Consider the following 18,807-nt stretch of genomic DNA (forward strand, 5'->3'; position numbering starts at 1 on the left):
TTGCAAAAGTAACACTAGTTTCTATTTCTGCAAAATATTAAACCAATATTTTTTCAATTAATCTCTAATTTACACAAAATGAATGTATTAATTTTTATGTGTTTTATTAAATCGGGGTTTTAGCATTAATCCTGCTATTTTTGCAGCACACTAATTAAACATGATTGAAATTTTTACCGATGGCGCTTCAAGCGGCAACCCGGGGCCCGGTGGCTATGGTGCTATTTTGCGCGCAGGGAAACATTATAAAGAATTGTCGGCTGGCTTTAGGAAAACAACCAATAATCGCATGGAGTTATTGGCTGTTATTGTTGCACTTGAGGCCCTAAAAGCCGATAACCAACAAGTGTTGGTTTATTCAGACTCAAAATATGTGGTAGATGCAGTTGAAAAAGGATGGGTTTTCGGTTGGCAGAAAAAAGGCTATAAAGACAAAAAAAATCCTGATCTGTGGGAGCGGTTCTTAAAAATATACCGCAAACACCAGGTAAAGTTTCAATGGGTAAAAGGGCACGCTGGCCATCCGGAGAATGAACGTTGCGATGAACTTGCAGTTCTTGCCGCCAAAACTCCCCCATTACAAGTCGATATTGCTTTTGAACGCGAAGAAAACAAATAAGTGAGTACTACATTAACTGCTGCTGCCGATAAAATAAGTTTCAGAGAAATTAATCGTTTGGCTATTCCTGCGTTATTGGCAGGTGTAGTAGAGCCGATCATTTCACTTACCGATCTGGTAATTGTTGGGAGAATTCCTTTTGATAAAACTGAAATTATTGCAGCAGTAGGTATTGCCAGCTCGTTAATATCTGCACTTACGTGGATCCTTGCCCAAACCAGTTCTGCTATTTCGTCGATAGTAGCTCGTTACCTGGGCAATAAACGTCTGTTTGAACTCGACAGCCTTGTAGTGCAAACATTCATTTTTAGCCTATTGATGAGTGCTGTAGTAACATTGACCACTAAATATTTCTCTGTCGAGATCTTTAAACTCTATAATGCGAATGGAAAGATTCTGAGCTATGCCGTTGAGTATTTCAATATCCGTGTTTGGGGATTTCCATTAAGTTTGATCACCTTTACGCTGTACGGCGTATTCAGGGGACTACAAAACACTGTTTGGTCGATGTACATTGGACTTGCAGGCGGATTTTTACATATTTTCCTCGACATATTTTTAGTATTTGGCGTAAAAGGACTCATCCCTCCTATGAACATTGAAGGTGCAGCCTATGCAAGTTTATTTACTCAAATACTCATGTTTTTGGTGGCCTTGTATTTCTTTATCACCAAAACACCATTCAAACTTCGTCCAGGCAAGTATATACATGCCGAGCTTTTCAACCTGATTAAATTAAGCATTAATCTATTTTTCAGAGCTGCCGCATTAAATTTTGCCTTTTACCTTGCCAACCGTTACGCTACCGGTTACGGAAAAGAACAAATTGCAGCACATGCTATTATTGCTAATATCTTCTTGTTCGTTGCTTTTGTAATCGATGGATATGGAAACGCAGGAAATGCTATTTCCGGTAAATTATTAGGCTCAAAGGATTTTAGGAAATTATGGTTATTGGGTATCGACCTTAATAAAATCGTTATTGCTATTGCGGTTGGAATAATGGTCATTTGTGGTGTTTGTTATTCTTTTATTGGCAAATTGTTTACCAGTGATCCTCATGTACTAAAACTCTTTTATCAAACCTTTTGGATATTACTGTTAATGCTTCCTATCAATGCAGTAGCATTTACTTTTGATGCAATCTATAAAGGATTAGGCGAAGCTGTTTTTCTCCGGAACTTATTAATTGGAGCCACCTTTATCGGTTTCATCCCTGCTTTATGGTTGTTTGACAAGCTAAACATGCAATTATACGGTATCTGGACAGCCTTCACCATTTTTATGCTTTACCGGGCAATCGGTTCTTATTGGAAATTCAAAGCGAAGTATCTTGTGAGTTAGATTTGAGATGTTAGATTTGAGATGTGAGACTTCTTAACTATTTCAGTTCCCTTTCTTGTTTTAGAATTTTCTTTAGATGTGGGATCTGGGATAGCAGAGAATCTCCAGTAAAAAATACCATTCATTTCTCACATCGCATACCTAACATCTCAATCTAAAACTATTCTGCTCTCAAATCCCATGTCTCAAATTTCACGTCTCAATTAAAAAAACACCCAGCTCTCAAATCTCAAATCCCATATTTCAAATCTAACACCAATCTAAAACCACCCAGTTCTCAAATCCCATATCTCAAATCGCATATCTAACATTCCGTATCTCAAATATAATTTTTAGACAAGTCTAAAATTATATTTAAATATAACTAATAAAATATTTACATTTGCGTAAACCTAACATAAATGAAACAGTACATTTACTACATCGTGCTTATGCTCTCTTTATGCAGTTTGCAGACTGCTGCTCAAAATGGCTCGATTAAAGGAGTTATAAAATCCAAAGGAAAACCCATTGAAAATGTTCAAATCAGCATTGAAGGCAGACCCAATGCTTTTTTTTCAGATCAAAAAGGTTTTTATCAACTTACCGATGTTCCGCCTGGAAAGTTGAAACTTTATTTTACTGCTTACGATTTTGAGAATGAAAATCGTAGTGTACAACTAAAACCAGGAGACACGCTTACGGTTAATATTGAATTAGCTCCCGTAAACACCAAAATGCTGGATGAAGTAGTAGTAAGCGGTACTATGAAAGAAGTTTCCAAGCTAAAATCTCCCATTCCGGTTGAAGTATATACGCCTACCCTTTTTAAGAAAAACCCATCTCCAAGTATTTTCGAATCGCTAGGAATGATTAATGGTGTACAGCCTCAGTTAAATTGCAATGTTTGTAATACTGGCGACATTCACATTAACGGTATGGAAGGCCCTTATACCATGATATTAATTGACGGAATGCCCATTGTAAGTAGCCTGGCTACTGTTTATGGACTGTCAGGTATTCCTAATAGCATGGTAAAACGAATTGAAGTGGTAAAAGGTCCGGCCTCTACTCTTTACGGCTCCGAAGCTGTTGGCGGACTGGTAAATATCATCACTAAAGATCCGGGATCTTCTCCCCGCTTTAATACCGATTTATCCGCAACAGGGTATGGAGAATACAATGCAGATGTTGCTGCTAAATTCAAAGCAGGAAGAGCTAATGCGTTAGTTGGTGTTAATTATTTCAACTATTCGGGTTTACATGATAGTAATAGCGATTACTTTACAGATGTTACGCTGCAAAACCGTGCTTCCGTCTTTAATAAATGGAGTCTTGGGCTGGCAAGCGGACGATCTGCCAATCTTGCTGTGCGTTATGTATATGAGAATCGATGGGGCGGACAATTAAACTGGACGCCGGATTTCCGTGGTAGCGATAGCATTTACGGCGAATCCGTTAAAACCAACCGTTTTGAACTTTTGGGAAATATAGATCTACCCAACCAGTTCGTGGTTGATTATTCCTACAATTACCATTTACAGGATTCGTACTACGGAATCAATAAATTTTATGCGACTCAACAAGTGGCTTTTGCACAACTTCGATGGTCGAAAAATATTGGCCAGCATGAATTGTTAGCCGGATTGCCCTTACGATATACTATTTATGATGACAACACATCCGGAACGAAAGCGATAAATGGAGTTAATGCTCCTTCAAAAACATTTTTGCCGGGTATTTTTGTTCAGGATGAATGGAAAACCTCTGAGAAGCTTAGTATTTTAGCCGGTATCCGTTATGATCACCATAATGAACATGGCAACATTTTTACACCTCGGTTAAGCTTTAAATACGCTCCCAACACTACTAATACGATACGCTTGAGCGCAGGAAATGGATACCGTGTTGTTAATTTATTTACGGAAGACCATGCTGCTTTAACGGGTGCACGTGAAGTGGTTATTAAAAACGACCTGCTGCCCGAACGATCGTGGAATGTCAACCTTAATTATTCAACGATTATTAGTCATAGTGCCGGATTTATTGGCTTAGACGGAAGTGTGTTCTATACTTATTTTACGAATAAAATTACGGGTGACTTCCTTACGGATCCTTCAAAGATCATTTATGACAACCTGAATGGTTACGCAATATCAAAAGGTCTTACACTTAACACCGATTTTAGCTTTACTAATGGCTTAAAAATTATGTTAGGGGCTACTTATATGGACGTTTATCAAAAGGATGATATAAACGGACAAATGATTACTACGCCACAGCTATTTGCTCCCAAAATTTCGGGAACTTATGCGGTTAGTTACACCATTCAACCTTGGAAATTGTTGATTGACCTAACAGGGAAAGTGAACGGACCAATGCATTTACCTACTGTTCCAAATGATTTCAGGCCGGCAAAATCACCTTATTACAACCTGATGAATATCCAGTTAACTAAGCGTTTCAATAAGGATATTGAAATATATGGAGGATGTAAAAACTTATTGAATTTTGTCCCTCAAAATCCATTGTTTAAGCCGGAAGATCCATTCGGACCTGAGTTTGATACCACTTACAATTATGCCCCGATCCAAGGTATCAAAGGTTTCCTTGGCATTAGGTATACTGTAAAGTAATAATTGGTAAAATGTTGATTTTTAAGGATACAAAAGCTTAGAAATAATATTACTTCAAACAAAAAGGCTTCCTATAGGAAGCCTTTTTGTTTGACCATTATAAAAGTCTAAAGATCATTAATAACTTTTATGACTGCGAAGTATTAAACACACCCCTAAAGGGGAATCCATACTGCTTGAAAAAATCACTCTCTACATTAATCAGAGTTAATAATTGATGTTAACTCTGACATATGTTCAATTCCACCTTGTACAGTTCGGAAGAGTTGAATTTGGTTTCGACAGAAACTGCGGGAGAACTGTACGCAGTCTCGGCTTAGCCGAGAGCGTTTTTTTGCTTACTTTTTTTCGCTGCAGAAAAACATGCGAAGCATTCTTGAATACCATTGAAATGAAACACTGCATGAAAAAAGTAAGTCCCGCGGAAAGCGACTAAGTGAAATAAAGCATAGTCGAATCTAAAATGAGGCATTTTGGACACCACTGTCAATAGCAAATAACCTCAGGATGGAAAAGGATATCCGGATCCTGTTGAAGTACCCTATTTCACTATGGCTATCTTGTAATTCTTCTTTAATTCTGAATTTAATTTATCCTGCTGACTTTCAGGAATTGTAATAGTTGCCGGATCACCATCACTGATAAAGCGTGAATTATTCTTAAGCTGACTTTTTACCATTGCTCCCGGCCCCCAAAACTCGTCACCTGCCTGAACTCGTTGCATAGCTAATGAAGAAAATGTTTTATCATAAGGTGAAACACTTGATGATGAACCAACCAACAATACTACTTTATGATCATAATTAGTTCCTTCGAAGGAGCCTTTTGATTCATATGTTTTATTTTTAGCACGTTCTCCTAACGGTAGAGCAAGGCTCTGTACCTCGTAATCCGGAATAAATGCCTTGATTTCTTTAACAAACATACTCAGGTGTTTTTGCACATCAGCATCACTTAGCTTACTTAACGGCGCATGATACCAACTATGGCTACCGATTTCATACCCATGCTTAATTAACCATTCAAGTTTTTGCTTTTTATACTCAGGTTGTGCGAATAAACGTAAACTAGGTTTTATTGCAGGTAATACATAGAAAGTTGCAGTGAGAGGAAAATCAACGTGTTTCTTCTTAAAGGCTTCCATAATGCCAACAGCACATTTAGGATCTACAACGGGTTGTCCATTTTCGTCAATAAAACGAAACTGTCCGGCGCTTGAATCGTCAAATGTGATGGCAAATGGAGTTTTACCGGCAGGAACATTTAAATTACCTGACGCTAAATCCAATACCGATACCGGATAGTAACCATTGTCATACAACATCTGTAAATCCTTTTCAAAGTTTTCAGGAGTTCGTCGCCACCTATCTTCAGGATAACCAATTAAGTGGTACTCTAAAACCATAACCTTTCCCAGTTCATTTGCATTGGCAACTTTTGCAGGTACTATGTTAATTGCTGAATCCGCCTTTTTTACCTCACTTGAGTCTGATGCTTTAGTGGTTGATTTTTGCTCGTTCTTTGTTGTGCATGAGGCTACCATTAGGGCAGCGCCTATCATCGACAGTAATTTATTCTTGTTCATGGTTTGGTTTGGAAAATTGAAAACTGAGGGCCGAATATAGAAATTGTTTTGAGGAAGATTGCAGCAACTAGCGCTATTTCTTCAACAAATTTTTGGGTAGTCTGTATCCTTTGGCAATGTAATCGATTGCGGTGGCAATGCGTTCGATCTGAGCTTCTTCAATATCCGTTGAAAAAATCCAGTCCGTATACTGTTGTTGCTCTTCATCCGTAAAACTTTTGAATTGTTTTAATGCCTCAGGCTCATCTTCCAAGCATTCAATAAACATCTCAGGCACCACAAATGATGTTTCAAATTTATAAAGTGTGATCTTAACCCAATCACCAACTTCTTTCTTTAGTTGTTTCCGAATCCCTGCATTTATTGGAATAAACAGTTTCCCATTTCCCATGGGCATCAAATGCGCTTCGGCAAAATCATAATTGTCGATATTGCCTTTAACTTTTACCTGGCCAAAAGTCTTATTGACTTCTTTTTCGATATCAATCCGGGCGATTGTCCACCCACCTTTGCCGCCGATTTTTTCAAGTAGTACCTCTTTGTCAAATAAAAGCTCCATTGTTTAGTAAAACTATCTTTTTACCTCTCCTCCAACACTATAAGCTTTCTTGTACCAAGGTTGGTTAAAATCACTGATCATAACTCCTTTGCTGGTTGAAGCATGAAAAAAACGTCCGTTACGAAGATAGATACCAACGTGAGAGTTTTTCTTGCCATCGTAATTCATAAACACAATATCACCTTCGTTTAAATTGGTGTAAGGTTTTGTGGAGATTTTATTATAAATCTGACTGGTAGTACGAGGAATAGCAACCTGGTAAACATTCCTGTACAACAAATTAGTTAATCCGGAACAATCTATTCCTGATTTACTATTGCCTCCTATCCGGTAAGGAACTCCCATCCATTCGTCAATAAATCGATACAAGGAAATATCTTTCAGATCCTTCTCATTTATTCCCAGTTCCTGCGCATAAAAACCAAGGATATATTTGTCCTTGACAGTTGCATAAGTTTTCGCGTTAAGTTCTGTAACATAACCTGATGATCCCGGATAACCTGTACTTGCTATTTTTTTAGTACCACAGGCTGAAAAAGAAATCAACAAGATTAATACGTATAGTTTTGGTTTAACGTTCTTCATTAATAATATCAATTAATATTTTTGAAGCATGAGCAAAATTAATGTCAAAATAACACAGTTCGGTTTAATTTCTTGCCTTTTAATTTCAACATTTCAACTTAAGGCTCAAAAATCAGCACCAAAAACATTGGTTGATGTTCCATTAGAAAGTAATATCTCCCTGTTTTACAGCACAAATAAGACAGGTACTTATCAGATCTATAAAAAATCTGCTGATGGTGAAAAACAACTGACCGAAGATGTAAATTTTAATTTTTGGGGATTAAAAGTTTCTCCCGACAAGAAAAAATTCATTTGCTACCGCTCTCCCAAAGGTCTAATTGTGAAAGATAATAATTCTAAAAATGCTGAATTATGGTTATTCGATATCGATGGAAGTAACGGAGAAAAACTAATCAGTTTAGCTGATTATAAATGGAGGTCACACAATTCTGCCAGCTGGTCGCCGGATGGCAAACAATTGTTGATGGCTGCAGAGGTAAGCGATAAAAATGATTTCAATAAGTTTCATTGGCATTTATTCCTCACCGACTCGTTAGGAAAAGACCCGGTACAGATTAGTAGCCGTTCAACAATGTTTGCAGAGCCTGTATTTTCCCCAAATGGGCAATACATTGCTTACTCAGCATTGTCAGAAGGAACACCTTACAGTTTATGTCCATCTAAATACATGGAAATTTACGTAGCCCAGCTTGATTCAACAGCGCAAAAACTTAAAAACGAACGAAAATTAACATCAAATGATTTTTGGGATGGAAATCCATGTTTTACAGCAGACGGTCAGGATATTGTTTATAGTATTGCTCCAGGCTGCTTAAACCAGGTTGAGTATATGGATTTGCAATTGGTGAGTTTAACTGGGAAAGTTTACGATGTAAAAACAGATAAATCCGTTAAGATGAACGCAACAACGATAGCTGACGGAACTGTTTATTTTCAATATCGCCCGGGCTTAACAGGTAATTCCTGCATAGCAAGAGTAGAAACAGGTGGTGATAATTTTACCATTATATACCAGGGAAGTAATTTTAGTATTATTAACCCTCAGGTAGTTGAATACTAAGACATTAATACTCCTTTGTAAAAAAGGCATGATCAATGAGATCATGCCTTTTTTAATTCCATTTATCTTCCTATGTTTAAGATACTATGAATATGAAGAAAATTTTTACACTAAGCATTTCCCTGCTGGCAGTCGGGTTATCCACCGTTTTTGCGCAGGAAGAAAAGGTCGACCTTGAAGCCGTCGATAAAATCAGGAACGAAGGGATGAACAATTCCAAAGTCATGGACATTGCTTTTTACCTGACTGATGTTTCTGGACCGCGCTTGTCGAACACTACAGGATTAAAAAATGCTCAGAACTGGGCCATCCAACAGTTTACTCTATGGGGATTGAAAAATGCCCATAAAGAAGCATGGGGAGATTTTGGCCGGGGGTGGGAAATCGAACGCTCGTACATCGCCATGACGGAGCCTTACTACCAGGTTTTAATTGGATCTCCCAAAGCGTGGACCAACGGTACCAATAAGCTAACTAAAAACAATGTGATGCTGGTTAAAATTAAGTCGGATAGTGATTTCGTGAAGTATGCGGGACTACTAAAAGGCAAAATTGTATTAATGGACATGCCAAGTACCATTAAAACAGGTTTTGAACCTGATGCAAAACGTTATACCGATGAAGAATTAGCGAAAATGGCCTCTTATTCGGAGGAAAATCCGGCTGAAACCTATTCGCCAAAAATGATACAAGAATTTCGTGCGCGAGCCACGATGATGAACAAATTCCGTGAATTTTGTCTGAATGAAAAAGCAGCCATGATCATCAATTATGGTCGCGGCAATAACGGAACTTACTTTACCAGCAATGGAGCTCCTTATGCGATTGATGCGAAACCTGTATTACCTGAAATGGAGCTATCAGCTGAACACTATCTGAGAATAGTTCGTTTGCTAAATGCGGATATCCCGGTAGAATTAGAGGTTGATACCAAAACCAAATTTTTACAAGATGACTTAAAAGGGTATAATGTAATTGCTGAAATTCCGGGAACAGACCCAACTCTAAAAAATGAAATCGTAATGCTTGGCGCCCACCTTGATTCGTGGTTCGCTGCCACCGGAGCTACCGATAATGCAGCAGGAAGCGCCGTTGTAATGGAAGCCGTACGTATCTTAAAAGCAGCTAATCTAAAGCCAAAAAGAACGATCCGAATTGCATTATGGTCATCTGAAGAACAAGGATTATTCGGTTCACGAGGTTACGTAAAAGATCATTTTGCAGATAAAGCCACCATGACACTTTTGCCTGAACATGAAAAATTATCGGCTTATTATAACCTTGATAATGGAACCGGAAAAATAAGAGGTATTTACACGCAGGGAAATAAAGAAGTGATGCCCATTTTTGAGAAATGGCTTGAGCCATTTGCAAACCTTGGCGCAAGTACAGTAACACTAAGTAATACCGGAGGAACTGATCACCTTGCTTATGATGGTGTAGGTACCCGGTTTCCAGTTTATACAGGATGAACTAGATTACTCAACCCGTACCCATCATACCAACATGGATACCTATGATCGATTGCAGCCTGAAGATCTAAAACAAGCTTCGGTGATCATGGCTACTTTTGTTTATAACACGGCGGTAAGAGAAGCAAAAATTCCAAGAAAAGAATTACCGAAAGTAAGCACTACAACCGGACGATAACGATAAAATGTTAACAAAAACCTGATAACTAGACTATCAGGTTTTTTTATGGCTATTCTGCAATAAACATTCATTTTTAATTAAGTTAGCATTTCAAAAAATACATCAAATATTCTCTTAAGTAACTAATATTAACTATTAAGATGTTTGTGCAATAATAATTTTTAGTTTTGCACCTCACTTAAAACTTAATATGAAAAAATTCTACGTACTAATGGCTGCCTTATTAATGGCTGCTGCTGCGACGGCACAAGACGGACCCAAAAATGCGATTAAGGTAAATCCTCTATCTTTGGGAGTTTCAACTATTAACGTTTCTTACGAAAGAGTTGTTACTGCCCGATCAACTTTTCAGTTAGGCGTTTACTATACTGGTTACAAATTTACCGATACTAAATGGACTGGTTTTGGAATTACTCCTGAATATCGAATTCACATGGGTCAGGAAGAATCTGCAATCGAGGGTTTTTACATAGCTCCTTTCTTACGTTACCAAAATCTAAAAATGACAAGCCCTTCTTTTAGCAACGATGTAAACGCTGAAAACAAATCTACGTTAACTACTTTTGGTGGCGGTGGTGTATTAGGTCGCCAATGGGTTTGGGGTAAATTCGCTTTGGATATCTTTGGCGGTCCCGCATATAATGCTGGTAACATAAGCTATGAAGACACCAGTGACTCTGAGGTAGAAGGAGTTAACAGGTTCAAAGGATTCACTCTTCGTTTCGGTGTATCACTTGGTTTAGGTTTCTAAGAAATCAACATATTCTTTTGAGGGACCGGCCATAGTTGTCGGCTCTTTTTTTGTACATTCCTAATCATATATTTAACTATTAATACCTTTTAGTAGCCTCCATTTAAAGTATGTTAATTATGGCATAGCTTTTTCAGCCGTATTGGTAATTTAGCGCGCTCATCCATGAAAAACATGCTCAAAGAGTTTCTGTATGCACTTCTCTTCATTGCAGTATCCTCCCCTGTTGAAGCTCAAAAAGATGTTCGTGATTTAAAAAATCGTTGGTGGATTTCAGCAGGCATTGGACCAGGTTTTTTAAAAACTACTTTTACCCAAGACACATTAAACCGCTCAGGAAAATTTGGAATTAATGTAAAAGGGGGCCATACCTTCACTAAATATTTGTTAACCGGAATTGAAATAAACGGATGGAATTTAACCAATAAGTCTTTTTTGAGTTTTGACGGAAGCCGACTATCCTCCGCATCAGTTAACGATTTACTGTTGAACACTGCTTTTTTAATGCAAACCTACCCTACCCGCGTTCCCGTGCTTTTTAAAGCAAGTATTGGTTGGAGCTTTTACATGCCTTCTGCAAATAATTATAAAGGTTCCGGAATTGGAGTTTCTCTCGGTACAGGCTATGAACATACAATGAACAAGCACTTCGGATTAGGTTTATATCTCAATTATGATTTCGGAAAATTGACAGATCGTGTTATTACAAATAATGAATTTCTGATAAACAGAAAATATAGCGTTATTAATATGGGTTTAAATTTCATCATTTATTAAACCATAACTCATGTTAATCAAGGCCCTTGAAATGCTAACCTAACGGCTTTGTTGCATGGCAGAAGCTGGTAATAACTTATTTTTATGTCTTCACAATTTTATCTGTAAAAAAATTAAAACCCGCATAGGGGTATACATCTTTTCAAATGTCATATATACAGATTATTTAAACCGAGATATTAATCTATTTAAAACAACCTGGTGGATCTTTACGATAATCAAACTATAAAACTGCTCGCCGACGGTGATGAACTGAGCAACGAAGTGACTTTTGAGCGCCTATTTAAAAGTCATTTTAAGGCTTTACATGCGTATGCTTATACCATAGTGAATGATGAAATAACAGCGGAGGAAATGGTACAAACCGTGTTTCTTAAAATATGGGAGAAAAAAGAACAATTACAAGTGGAAACATCGATAAAAGCTTATTTGTATCGGGCGGTCCACAATTGTTGCATGAATTATATAAAACATCAAAAGATAAAATCCTCTTATCAGGAGCATATAACGTATAGCATGAAGAATGAATTTGATGATGCCTCAAAAAAAGTTCAGTTAAGCGAGCTTGAAACCCGTCTTCGGGCTGCATTAAATGAATTGCCTGAACAATGCAGAACCATCTTTCAGCTAAGTCGTTTTGATGAACTGAAGTACAGGGAGATTGCTGCACAGCTTGGATTATCGCCCAAAACTGTTGAAAATCAAATGGGGAAAGCGTTGAAAATTCTACGGCTTAAACTAGCTGATTTTTTACCGGTTGCGTTTTGGTTTTTTGTTAATCTTTTATCACGTTAATTTTGAATACAGATTTACATAATATGAATGACGAGTTATTGATCAAATTTCTGCTCAGGGAAACTGATTCTCACGAGAATGAGTTGGTAGATAAATGGCTCGCTATCGACGCTGCAAATGTTAAGCATTTTGATCAGCTAAAGTTTCTCTGGGATAGTAGTAAACGATTGGCTTCTGAAAGTTCAGTAGACGAAAATGCTGCTTGGGCTCGCTTTAAGGAAAAGGTATCTGAAAAAAAAAGTATTGAGGTAATTCCGCTCAGAAAAACCAATTGGTTAAAAATTGCAGCTATTTTATGTGTTATTACAGGTGCTGGGTGGCTAAGCTATCGTTTCCTGATCAGGCCGAATATGTTTCCATTAGACCTAGCATTACAAACCCAAACAGGCACACGAATAGATACATTGCCTGATGGTTCTGTAATTACGCTAAACAAGTTTTCGGAATTAAAATACCCTGAAAAATTCGTTGGAAACTCAAGGAATATCAGCCTCGAACAAGGAGAAGCTTTTTTTGATGTAGCAAAAAACAGGAACAAACCATTCATCATCCAAGTGAAGGATATAACGGTAAAAGTAGTGGGAACATCTTTTAACATTAAAATATCAGACAAAAACACAGAAGTAATCGTAGAAACAGGCATTGTTCAGGTGAGCAAAAATGGTAAAACAGTAGACCTTTTACCATCAGAGAAAGTAACAGTAAGCAGTAGTAATTCTTCATTAATAAAAGAAAACAGCACTGATCATTTATATAACTATTACAGAAGCAAGGAGTTTGAAGCAAACGAGACTCCACTAAAGCGTGTAATCGAAGTGCTGAATGAAGCTTATGGCGCTCACATTATTTTAGAAAGAGAGGAACTGGGAGAACTAACCCTCACCACTACTTTCAAAAATGAATCGCTTGATGACATTCTGGACGTAATCAGCAAAACATTCAATCTGAAAGTGGAAAAGAAAAACAAGACGATTATTATCAAGTAAGCTCTTTTAAAATTCAATGAACAACCACAACCTATTAAAAAGAACATTACTTGTGTTTATGGTAATGTTCTTTTACCAGGCAGCATTCGCCCAAAATAACCTTAATAAAAAAATCACTATTACGATTGAAAACCAGAACCTATCTGATGCCTTAACAATTATCAGCAAAAAAGGTGGTTTCTATTTCTCCTATAGTAGTAATATTATCCCTAACGACAGTCTGATAACATTCAGGGCTACTAATAAATCTGTTAAAGAAATCCTTGACCAGTTATTAAAGGGACATTACGAATACAAAGAGTCAAAAAACTATATCATCATTAACAAAAAATTACTTAAAGGACTTTCGATGATTGATTATGATATAAAAGCTAGTGGAAATCAGTATACCATCAGCGGTTATGTTATTGATGCTCAAAGCGGTGAAAAGATTTACAATGCTTCCGTTTTTGAGCGGCAAATGCTCTCATCAACTTTAACCAATAAGGACGGTTATTTCTCGCTCCGCTTAAAGAATGTCCAAAAGAAAACCATTGACCTGACGGCGAGCAAAAGTTTATACCGGGATACAACGGTTATGATTTTGCATGAAATAACCGTCAGACCCGGAGGTTACAAGGAAAGCGATAACAGGATGTATGACGAGGATTCGAGTCAGGTTGAACGAACCTTTATGGGACGCATCCTCCTCTCCTCCAAACAATCTATACAAAGTTTAAACTTGGCCGGTTTCTTCGCAGACCGGCCTTTTCAGGCTTCCGTAGTTCCCGGATTGAGCTCGCATGGAATGATGAGTTCACAAGTGGTAAATAAATTCTCCTTTAATATCTTGGGTGGATATACCGCCGGTGTAGATGGTTTTGAGATGGCAGGTATCTTCAATATCAACAAGAAAAATTCGCAATATGTTCAGCTAGCCGGTGTGTTTAATGTGGTGGGCGGCAGTGTTAAAGGGGTACAACTTTCGGGCATTACTAATACTATTTTAGATAATGTAAATGGAGTACAGCTTACCGGTATTTATAATTTTGTAAATCATAGCATGAATGGTGTACAACTCTCAGGTATTTTTAATAACGGCCAATCCGTGGCAGGCGTTCAATTAACCGGTATCGCCAATCATGTAAGCACCAATGCAAGAGGATTCCAACTGGCCGGAATTACTAATATTGTTGAAAAAGATGCAGATGGTGTGCAGTTGGCTGGCATTTTAAATTACTCGCGAAAATTCTCAGGTTTTCAATTAGCCGTTATCAATATTGCAGATTCTTCTTCAGGATGTAGCCTGGGGCTACTAAACTTTATTAAAAACGGATATTTTAAAGTCGGCGTAACAGTCAATGAATTAACTAATACCAATGTTTACCTTAAAACAGGCAATTCAAAGCTTTATACGATGTTGATGGCCGGAACTAACCTTTCTGACCAGGAGAAAATATTCACCTTCGGATTGGGTATTGGTCACGATTTTATTTTTAGCCATCGGTTCTCTGTGTCAACAGAAGCCTCATCTCAGTCTGTGTTTATCGGTGAATGGGCTAATACAGGAATACTAGCCAAAGGTAATTTAAACATCAACTTTAAACTGGCAAAGGGAATCGCTATAACAGCTGGACCAACATTCAGTATGTACACTAATGGAAATGCTGTTCCTGTGGAAGGTTACAGAACTCAGATCCCTCCTGCCAATTACCGTACTTACACAATTAACAAGAATACAGTGGGTTGGATCGGGTGGAACGCAGGATTAATTGTATTTTAATTTCTTAGTGCAGGTGCATAGGGGTAAAAAGCACTTTCGTTGTCATACTTATAAAGAAAACAAATGAAAGTAAATATTACTATGCACCCAATTTTTAAACTTAAATCACTCGTCGTACTTGCTATCGCTCTGTTTTTAACTACTACTGTATCTGTTGCTCAGGATAAAGAGAATAAAGAAGAAAAGAAAGAAAGTATTTTTCACATCGGATTTATTTACCCGGTCAGCAATCATGGATCAAATGCAGGAGAATACGTAAATAAAGTATCTTTTCATGTTTTAGGTGGATTGTCTGCCGGTGAAACCGGATTTGCATTATCAGGACTTGCAACTGTAGTTAACGGAAATGCTGAAGGCGCACAGATTGCAGGGCTTTCAAACCTTGTGAAGGGACATGTTCAGGGATTCCAATTAGCCGGATTAGCCAATTTATACGGAAGTTCAAGAGGCGGACAAGTTGCCGGGTTAGCCAACTTCGCCCGTGAGAACGTAGATGGTTTTCAACTGGCCGGATTGGCAAACTTGTATGGAAATTCAAAAGGTGCTCAGATAGCCGGATTAAGTAATATTGCCCGTCAGAACGTAGATGGCTTTCAATTCGCCGGATTATTTAACAAAGCCCGCAACGTTAACGGATCTCAGTTTGCAGGTTTAGTGAATGTGGCTAAAAAAGTTCGTGGTGTGCAATTCGCTGGCCTAATTAATATTGCGGATAGCAGTGATTGCCCAATCGCTTTGATCAATATTATTAAAAAAGGAGAAAAAACAATCGGCCTTAGCACAGACGAAACGCTTACAACACTGGCTTCGTTCCGTTCAGGTGGCAGAGTGATGTACGGAATTTTAGGGTTAGGTTATAACTTCAAAAATGATGACCAGGTTTTCGCGGCCGAAGCCGGATTAGGTGCTCATTTCTTCCAGGGCAATAAATTCAGGTTAAACACCGAGCTAACAAGTTTAACCCTTACCGATTTTGATTCCGGAAATTACTTTAAATCATCGTTACGCCTTTTACCTTCATTTAAACTTTCTAAGAGAATTGAGATTTATGCAGGACCAACTCTAAACTTTGTAAACACCAATACTGAAGAAGGGAAAAAGCTGGTTGATCACTATTTCTGGAGCGATGATTCAAGCAATGATTTCAAAGGTTTGTACATTGGATACACCGGAGGTATTCAGTTCATTTTGTAAAAATTTCGCAGCACAAACCTTAAAAATCCCGGTTATTTACCGGGATTTTTGTTTTATGACCTGCATCAGTTTTTGTAGTTATGCCATTATCTACTTTTACATCCATGGAACCTATAAATGAATCTCTCGCTGCTTTTATAGCTGAACAAACAGTCCTTACGATTGCGACAACTGTTAATGACGAACCACATTGTACGCCGGTTTATTTTGCTTTTGACCCCAATAATAATTGGCTGATATTTAAATCATCAAGTGATACAAAACATGTAGAAGAAATGTCTGTCAACCCATTTGTTGCAGGCTCCATTTTGCCTGATCATTCAACAGTTGGAACAACAATCGGTGTACAGTTTAAAGGGAAAGTACATGTATGTAATGAAACACATGCTGCCGCAAAGGATATTTTCTATAAAAAGTATCCGTTTGCAATTGCCATTACTGGAAATATCTGGGTAATACAGGTCACATTCTTCAAATTCACTAATAATAAATTAGGATTTGGGAAAAAGATCGTCTGGAGCAGGACAAAATAATTATGACAAGTAACAATAGGGTCTGAATGTTGTTATAGATCATATTGTTTTGCCATGGCAAAGATATACTCGTTAAAATCTGTTCAACGATTACCAATAACGGTTGAAAAAGCTTGGGATTTTTTTAGCACGCCTGATAATTTGAGTGCTATTACACCCTCTCATTTGGGATTTAAGCTGATTAGCCATCATCATGGTAGCAAAATATATCCGGGACAGCTAATTCAATACCGTATAAAACCGGTTTTGGGAATACCTATCCGATGGTTAACAGAAATAACTCAAGTAAAAGAGAAGGAGTTCTTTATTGATGTACAGCGTTATGGACCATATGATTTTTGGCATCATCAACATATTTTCAAACCCATAACAAATGGCGTTGAAATGATTGATATTGTACATTACCGGCCACCGTTTATGTTCATTGGAACCCTGGCAGACAAGCTGTTCATTAAAAGACAGTTAAAAGAAATTTTCGCTTTCCGTTACAAGGTCATTGAAAATCGTTTCGGAAAATGGGAAGATCAACAACCCTTGATTAATTTTTTTGATTAATAAAACAACATAACTTCACTTAAAAATCGGGCGCCGTTCCATTATGGGGGAACGGCGTCTTTTTTTTGCCCACTACTATTATCAAACTTAACAACTTTGTTAAGGGCGATTCTATCAATTTAAAATAACTTACAGGGTTAATTACAGCAAACTGTAAAGTTCCATCTTAAGGATTCCTCCCTCTCAATGGAAATCATTTTTTTAATCACTTCCGAAACACAATAATTGATTATGAGAGCCTAGAAAAAAATTATCATAATTAATTAAAAACTAGTAAATTAAGTGTAGACAAGAAGTGATATCTCATTATCAAAAGCTACACCATGAAAAAATTAAAATTTACGCTCGTTGTACTGTTGGTTTTGACCGCGGCATTTTTTGCCACACACTGTCAACACGAAGATTCGGAAGCAATTCCAGTCGTTGGACCTGATCCGGTTGAACGTGGAGACCAAATTATAACCTGTACGGATTGTAATACTGTTCCGGCAGCGTCTGGTGTTTGGTATCATGATAAAGCCCACTCCAACGTTGAATGGGAGACGCAGTATAAAGAATTTGGTTCATTGCTTACGGGCAGGTTCGATTCCTTCTTTATGACTAGTCTAAACTTTGATGAAGCAAACCCATCTAACATTTCATTTGAAGGTTACGTGTGGTTAAACTCAGTAAATACGAGTGAGCCTGCCAGGGATGATGGTTGTTTGCTGGTATCATTTGGAACAACTAACGATTTAACTGATGAGGCCCAAAATAGAGCGACACTTAAAACAAAGGCAGGCACAGGAAGATACAGTACCACAGATGCCGGTTTTTTGATAGATGCTGATATAACATTTCTGGGTATCACAAAACCAATTACGGTTAAAATGTTTTTTGCCCCAAAATATGATATTGGTACCTCCTTCGCTGCTGGTTTTAATTCAGAATTTGAAATAAAAAAGGCCGATTTTCTACCGAACGATACCAATATTGGTGATGTTATCCGTATTAAAATCAATAGCCTGATGAAGGCCAAAAAGTAAATATTTGTTTTATGAAAAAGAAACTTATTTATCTGGCGATTGCACTTATATGTGCTTCGGGCGGTCTTCATGCGTGCTATTATGATACTGTTGCTTCAATTGACGGACTTCCTACCAATGTGAGTCTGAAAAATGACGTTCAACCTATTTTTGACCGAGATTGTAACATGTCGGGTTGTCATGACAGTAAACCAACACATGCGCCTGGTTTAACCCCCGAAAAAGCCTATGAAGATCTAACTTCTGGTGGCTATATAAATACAACAGATCCCGCAAATAGCGTATTATACCTGGCTATCAATGGTGGTGGAATGCCAGCAGGACGTCCTCCATTAAGTGATAGGGATAAGAAATTAATTCTAGGATGGATAACAGACGGAGCTAAGAATAACTAAAGCTTTTAAAT

At 37.7% G+C, this 18,807-nt stretch carries 19 protein-coding genes; 16 read left to right on the plus strand and 3 right to left on the minus strand.

Annotated elements, in window-relative coordinates:
• Window positions 1-160 precede the first annotated feature (160 nt).
• The 3 genes from rnhA to SOLCA_RS10835 all read left to right on the plus strand — a co-directional run bounded on the left by rnhA (window position 161) and on the right by SOLCA_RS10835 (window position 4,578).
• Window positions 161-619: a ribonuclease HI gene (rnhA, locus tag SOLCA_RS10825; RefSeq protein WP_014680484.1), complete on the plus strand. Its 459-nt coding sequence runs from the start codon at window positions 161-163 to the stop codon at window positions 617-619.
• Window positions 620-1,963, plus strand: a complete 1,344-nt coding sequence (locus SOLCA_RS10830) for an MATE family efflux transporter (RefSeq protein ID WP_014680485.1) — start codon at window positions 620-622, stop codon at window positions 1,961-1,963. It begins immediately after the preceding gene.
• A 401-nt stretch (window positions 1,964-2,364) separates the two neighbouring features.
• Window positions 2,365-4,578 (plus strand): TonB-dependent receptor, encoded by a 2,214-nt coding sequence (locus SOLCA_RS10835; protein WP_014680486.1) that lies wholly within the window; start codon window positions 2,365-2,367, stop codon window positions 4,576-4,578.
• Between the two features lie 541 nt (window positions 4,579-5,119).
• Here the strand turns inward: SOLCA_RS10835 and SOLCA_RS10840 are convergent.
• The 3 genes from SOLCA_RS10840 to SOLCA_RS10850 form a co-directional block, all read right to left on the minus strand.
• Window positions 5,120-6,163, minus strand: coding sequence for a polysaccharide deacetylase family protein (locus SOLCA_RS10840; protein WP_157604556.1), 1,044 nt, complete (start codon window positions 6,161-6,163; stop codon window positions 5,120-5,122).
• 73 nt (window positions 6,164-6,236) lie between these two features.
• Window positions 6,237-6,722, minus strand: coding sequence for a YdeI/OmpD-associated family protein (locus tag SOLCA_RS10845; protein WP_014680488.1), 486 nt, complete (start codon window positions 6,720-6,722; stop codon window positions 6,237-6,239).
• A gap of 12 nt (window positions 6,723-6,734) precedes the next feature.
• Window positions 6,735-7,307 (minus strand): C40 family peptidase, encoded by a 573-nt coding sequence (locus SOLCA_RS10850; RefSeq protein ID WP_014680489.1) that lies wholly within the window; start codon window positions 7,305-7,307, stop codon window positions 6,735-6,737.
• Window positions 7,308-7,335: 28 nt separating this feature from the next.
• Here SOLCA_RS10850 and SOLCA_RS10855 point away from each other — a divergent pair, with 28 nt between their 5' ends.
• From SOLCA_RS10855 to SOLCA_RS10910, 13 genes are all read left to right on the plus strand, one after another.
• Window positions 7,336-8,370, plus strand: a complete 1,035-nt coding sequence (locus SOLCA_RS10855; protein ID WP_014680490.1) for a TolB family protein — start codon at window positions 7,336-7,338, stop codon at window positions 8,368-8,370.
• Between the two features lie 92 nt (window positions 8,371-8,462).
• Entirely contained in the window at window positions 8,463-9,842 is a 1,380-nt protein-coding gene (locus tag SOLCA_RS10860) for a M20/M25/M40 family metallo-hydrolase (protein WP_217166116.1), read from the plus strand.
• 34 nt (window positions 9,843-9,876) lie between these two features.
• On the plus strand, window positions 9,877-10,020 hold the full coding sequence (locus tag SOLCA_RS23485; protein WP_217166119.1) for a hypothetical protein: 144 nt from the start codon (window positions 9,877-9,879) through the stop codon (window positions 10,018-10,020).
• 193 nt (window positions 10,021-10,213) lie between these two features.
• Window positions 10,214-10,774, plus strand: a complete 561-nt coding sequence (locus SOLCA_RS10865; RefSeq protein WP_014680491.1) for a DUF3575 domain-containing protein — start codon at window positions 10,214-10,216, stop codon at window positions 10,772-10,774.
• A gap of 165 nt (window positions 10,775-10,939) precedes the next feature.
• Complete coding sequence (locus tag SOLCA_RS10870) at window positions 10,940-11,551, plus strand: outer membrane beta-barrel protein (RefSeq protein WP_014680492.1); 612 nt, start codon at window positions 10,940-10,942, stop codon at window positions 11,549-11,551.
• A 201-nt stretch (window positions 11,552-11,752) separates the two neighbouring features.
• The gene (locus tag SOLCA_RS10875) at window positions 11,753-12,346 is read left to right on the plus strand and encodes an RNA polymerase sigma-70 factor (RefSeq protein ID WP_014680493.1); all 594 of its coding nucleotides are present in this window, start codon (window positions 11,753-11,755) and stop codon (window positions 12,344-12,346) included.
• A 23-nt stretch (window positions 12,347-12,369) separates the two neighbouring features.
• A complete protein-coding gene (locus SOLCA_RS10880; protein ID WP_014680494.1) occupies window positions 12,370-13,332 on the plus strand; it encodes a FecR family protein in 963 nt (320 codons plus the stop codon).
• 16 nt (window positions 13,333-13,348) lie between these two features.
• Window positions 13,349-15,094, plus strand: a complete 1,746-nt coding sequence (locus SOLCA_RS10885; RefSeq protein WP_014680495.1) for an STN and carboxypeptidase regulatory-like domain-containing protein — start codon at window positions 13,349-13,351, stop codon at window positions 15,092-15,094.
• Between the two features lie 63 nt (window positions 15,095-15,157).
• Window positions 15,158-16,288, plus strand: coding sequence for a hypothetical protein (locus SOLCA_RS10890; RefSeq protein WP_014680496.1), 1,131 nt, complete (start codon window positions 15,158-15,160; stop codon window positions 16,286-16,288).
• A gap of 104 nt (window positions 16,289-16,392) precedes the next feature.
• Window positions 16,393-16,821 (plus strand): pyridoxamine 5'-phosphate oxidase family protein, encoded by a 429-nt coding sequence (locus SOLCA_RS10895; RefSeq protein WP_052308581.1) that lies wholly within the window; start codon window positions 16,393-16,395, stop codon window positions 16,819-16,821.
• A 54-nt stretch (window positions 16,822-16,875) separates the two neighbouring features.
• Window positions 16,876-17,376 (plus strand): SRPBCC family protein, encoded by a 501-nt coding sequence (locus SOLCA_RS10900; RefSeq protein WP_014680498.1) that lies wholly within the window; start codon window positions 16,876-16,878, stop codon window positions 17,374-17,376.
• A 323-nt stretch (window positions 17,377-17,699) separates the two neighbouring features.
• On the plus strand, window positions 17,700-18,401 hold the full coding sequence (locus tag SOLCA_RS10905) for a YceI family protein (protein WP_014680499.1): 702 nt from the start codon (window positions 17,700-17,702) through the stop codon (window positions 18,399-18,401).
• Window positions 18,402-18,412: 11 nt separating this feature from the next.
• A complete protein-coding gene (locus SOLCA_RS10910; RefSeq protein ID WP_014680500.1) occupies window positions 18,413-18,796 on the plus strand; it encodes a cytochrome c in 384 nt (127 codons plus the stop codon).
• Window positions 18,797-18,807 lie beyond the last annotated feature (11 nt).

The organism is Solitalea canadensis DSM 3403 (assembly GCF_000242635.2).
Lineage (GTDB): Bacteria > Bacteroidota > Bacteroidia > Sphingobacteriales > Sphingobacteriaceae > Solitalea > Solitalea canadensis.

Excerpts from the sequence above, each read along its gene's own strand:
- SOLCA_RS23485 (WP_217166119.1), top strand. The coding sequence starts at position 9,877 with ATGGATACCTATGATCGATTGCAGCCTGAAGATCTAAAACAAGCTTCG.
- SOLCA_RS10865 (WP_014680491.1), top strand. The coding sequence starts at position 10,214 with ATGAAAAAATTCTACGTACTAATGGCTGCCTTATTAATGGCTGCTGCT.
- SOLCA_RS10890 (WP_014680496.1), top strand. The coding sequence starts at position 15,158 with ATGAAAGTAAATATTACTATGCACCCAATTTTTAAACTTAAATCACTC.
- SOLCA_RS10885 (WP_014680495.1), top strand. The coding sequence starts at position 13,349 with ATGAACAACCACAACCTATTAAAAAGAACATTACTTGTGTTTATGGTA.
- SOLCA_RS10835 (WP_014680486.1), top strand. The coding sequence starts at position 2,365 with ATGAAACAGTACATTTACTACATCGTGCTTATGCTCTCTTTATGCAGT.
- SOLCA_RS10870 (WP_014680492.1), top strand. The coding sequence starts at position 10,940 with ATGAAAAACATGCTCAAAGAGTTTCTGTATGCACTTCTCTTCATTGCA.
- SOLCA_RS10860 (WP_217166116.1), top strand. The coding sequence starts at position 8,463 with ATGAAGAAAATTTTTACACTAAGCATTTCCCTGCTGGCAGTCGGGTTA.
- SOLCA_RS10905 (WP_014680499.1), top strand. The coding sequence starts at position 17,700 with ATGAAAAAATTAAAATTTACGCTCGTTGTACTGTTGGTTTTGACCGCG.
- rnhA (WP_014680484.1), top strand. The coding sequence starts at position 161 with ATGATTGAAATTTTTACCGATGGCGCTTCAAGCGGCAACCCGGGGCCC.
- SOLCA_RS10840 (WP_157604556.1), bottom strand. The coding sequence starts at position 6,163 with ATGAACAAGAATAAATTACTGTCGATGATAGGCGCTGCCCTAATGGTA.
- SOLCA_RS10850 (WP_014680489.1), bottom strand. The coding sequence starts at position 7,307 with ATGAAGAACGTTAAACCAAAACTATACGTATTAATCTTGTTGATTTCT.
- SOLCA_RS10880 (WP_014680494.1), top strand. The coding sequence starts at position 12,370 with ATGAATGACGAGTTATTGATCAAATTTCTGCTCAGGGAAACTGATTCT.
- SOLCA_RS10895 (WP_052308581.1), top strand. The coding sequence starts at position 16,393 with ATGGAACCTATAAATGAATCTCTCGCTGCTTTTATAGCTGAACAAACA.
- SOLCA_RS10910 (WP_014680500.1), top strand. The coding sequence starts at position 18,413 with ATGAAAAAGAAACTTATTTATCTGGCGATTGCACTTATATGTGCTTCG.
- SOLCA_RS10845 (WP_014680488.1), bottom strand. The coding sequence starts at position 6,722 with ATGGAGCTTTTATTTGACAAAGAGGTACTACTTGAAAAAATCGGCGGC.
- SOLCA_RS10855 (WP_014680490.1), top strand. The coding sequence starts at position 7,336 with ATGAGCAAAATTAATGTCAAAATAACACAGTTCGGTTTAATTTCTTGC.
- SOLCA_RS10900 (WP_014680498.1), top strand. The coding sequence starts at position 16,876 with ATGGCAAAGATATACTCGTTAAAATCTGTTCAACGATTACCAATAACG.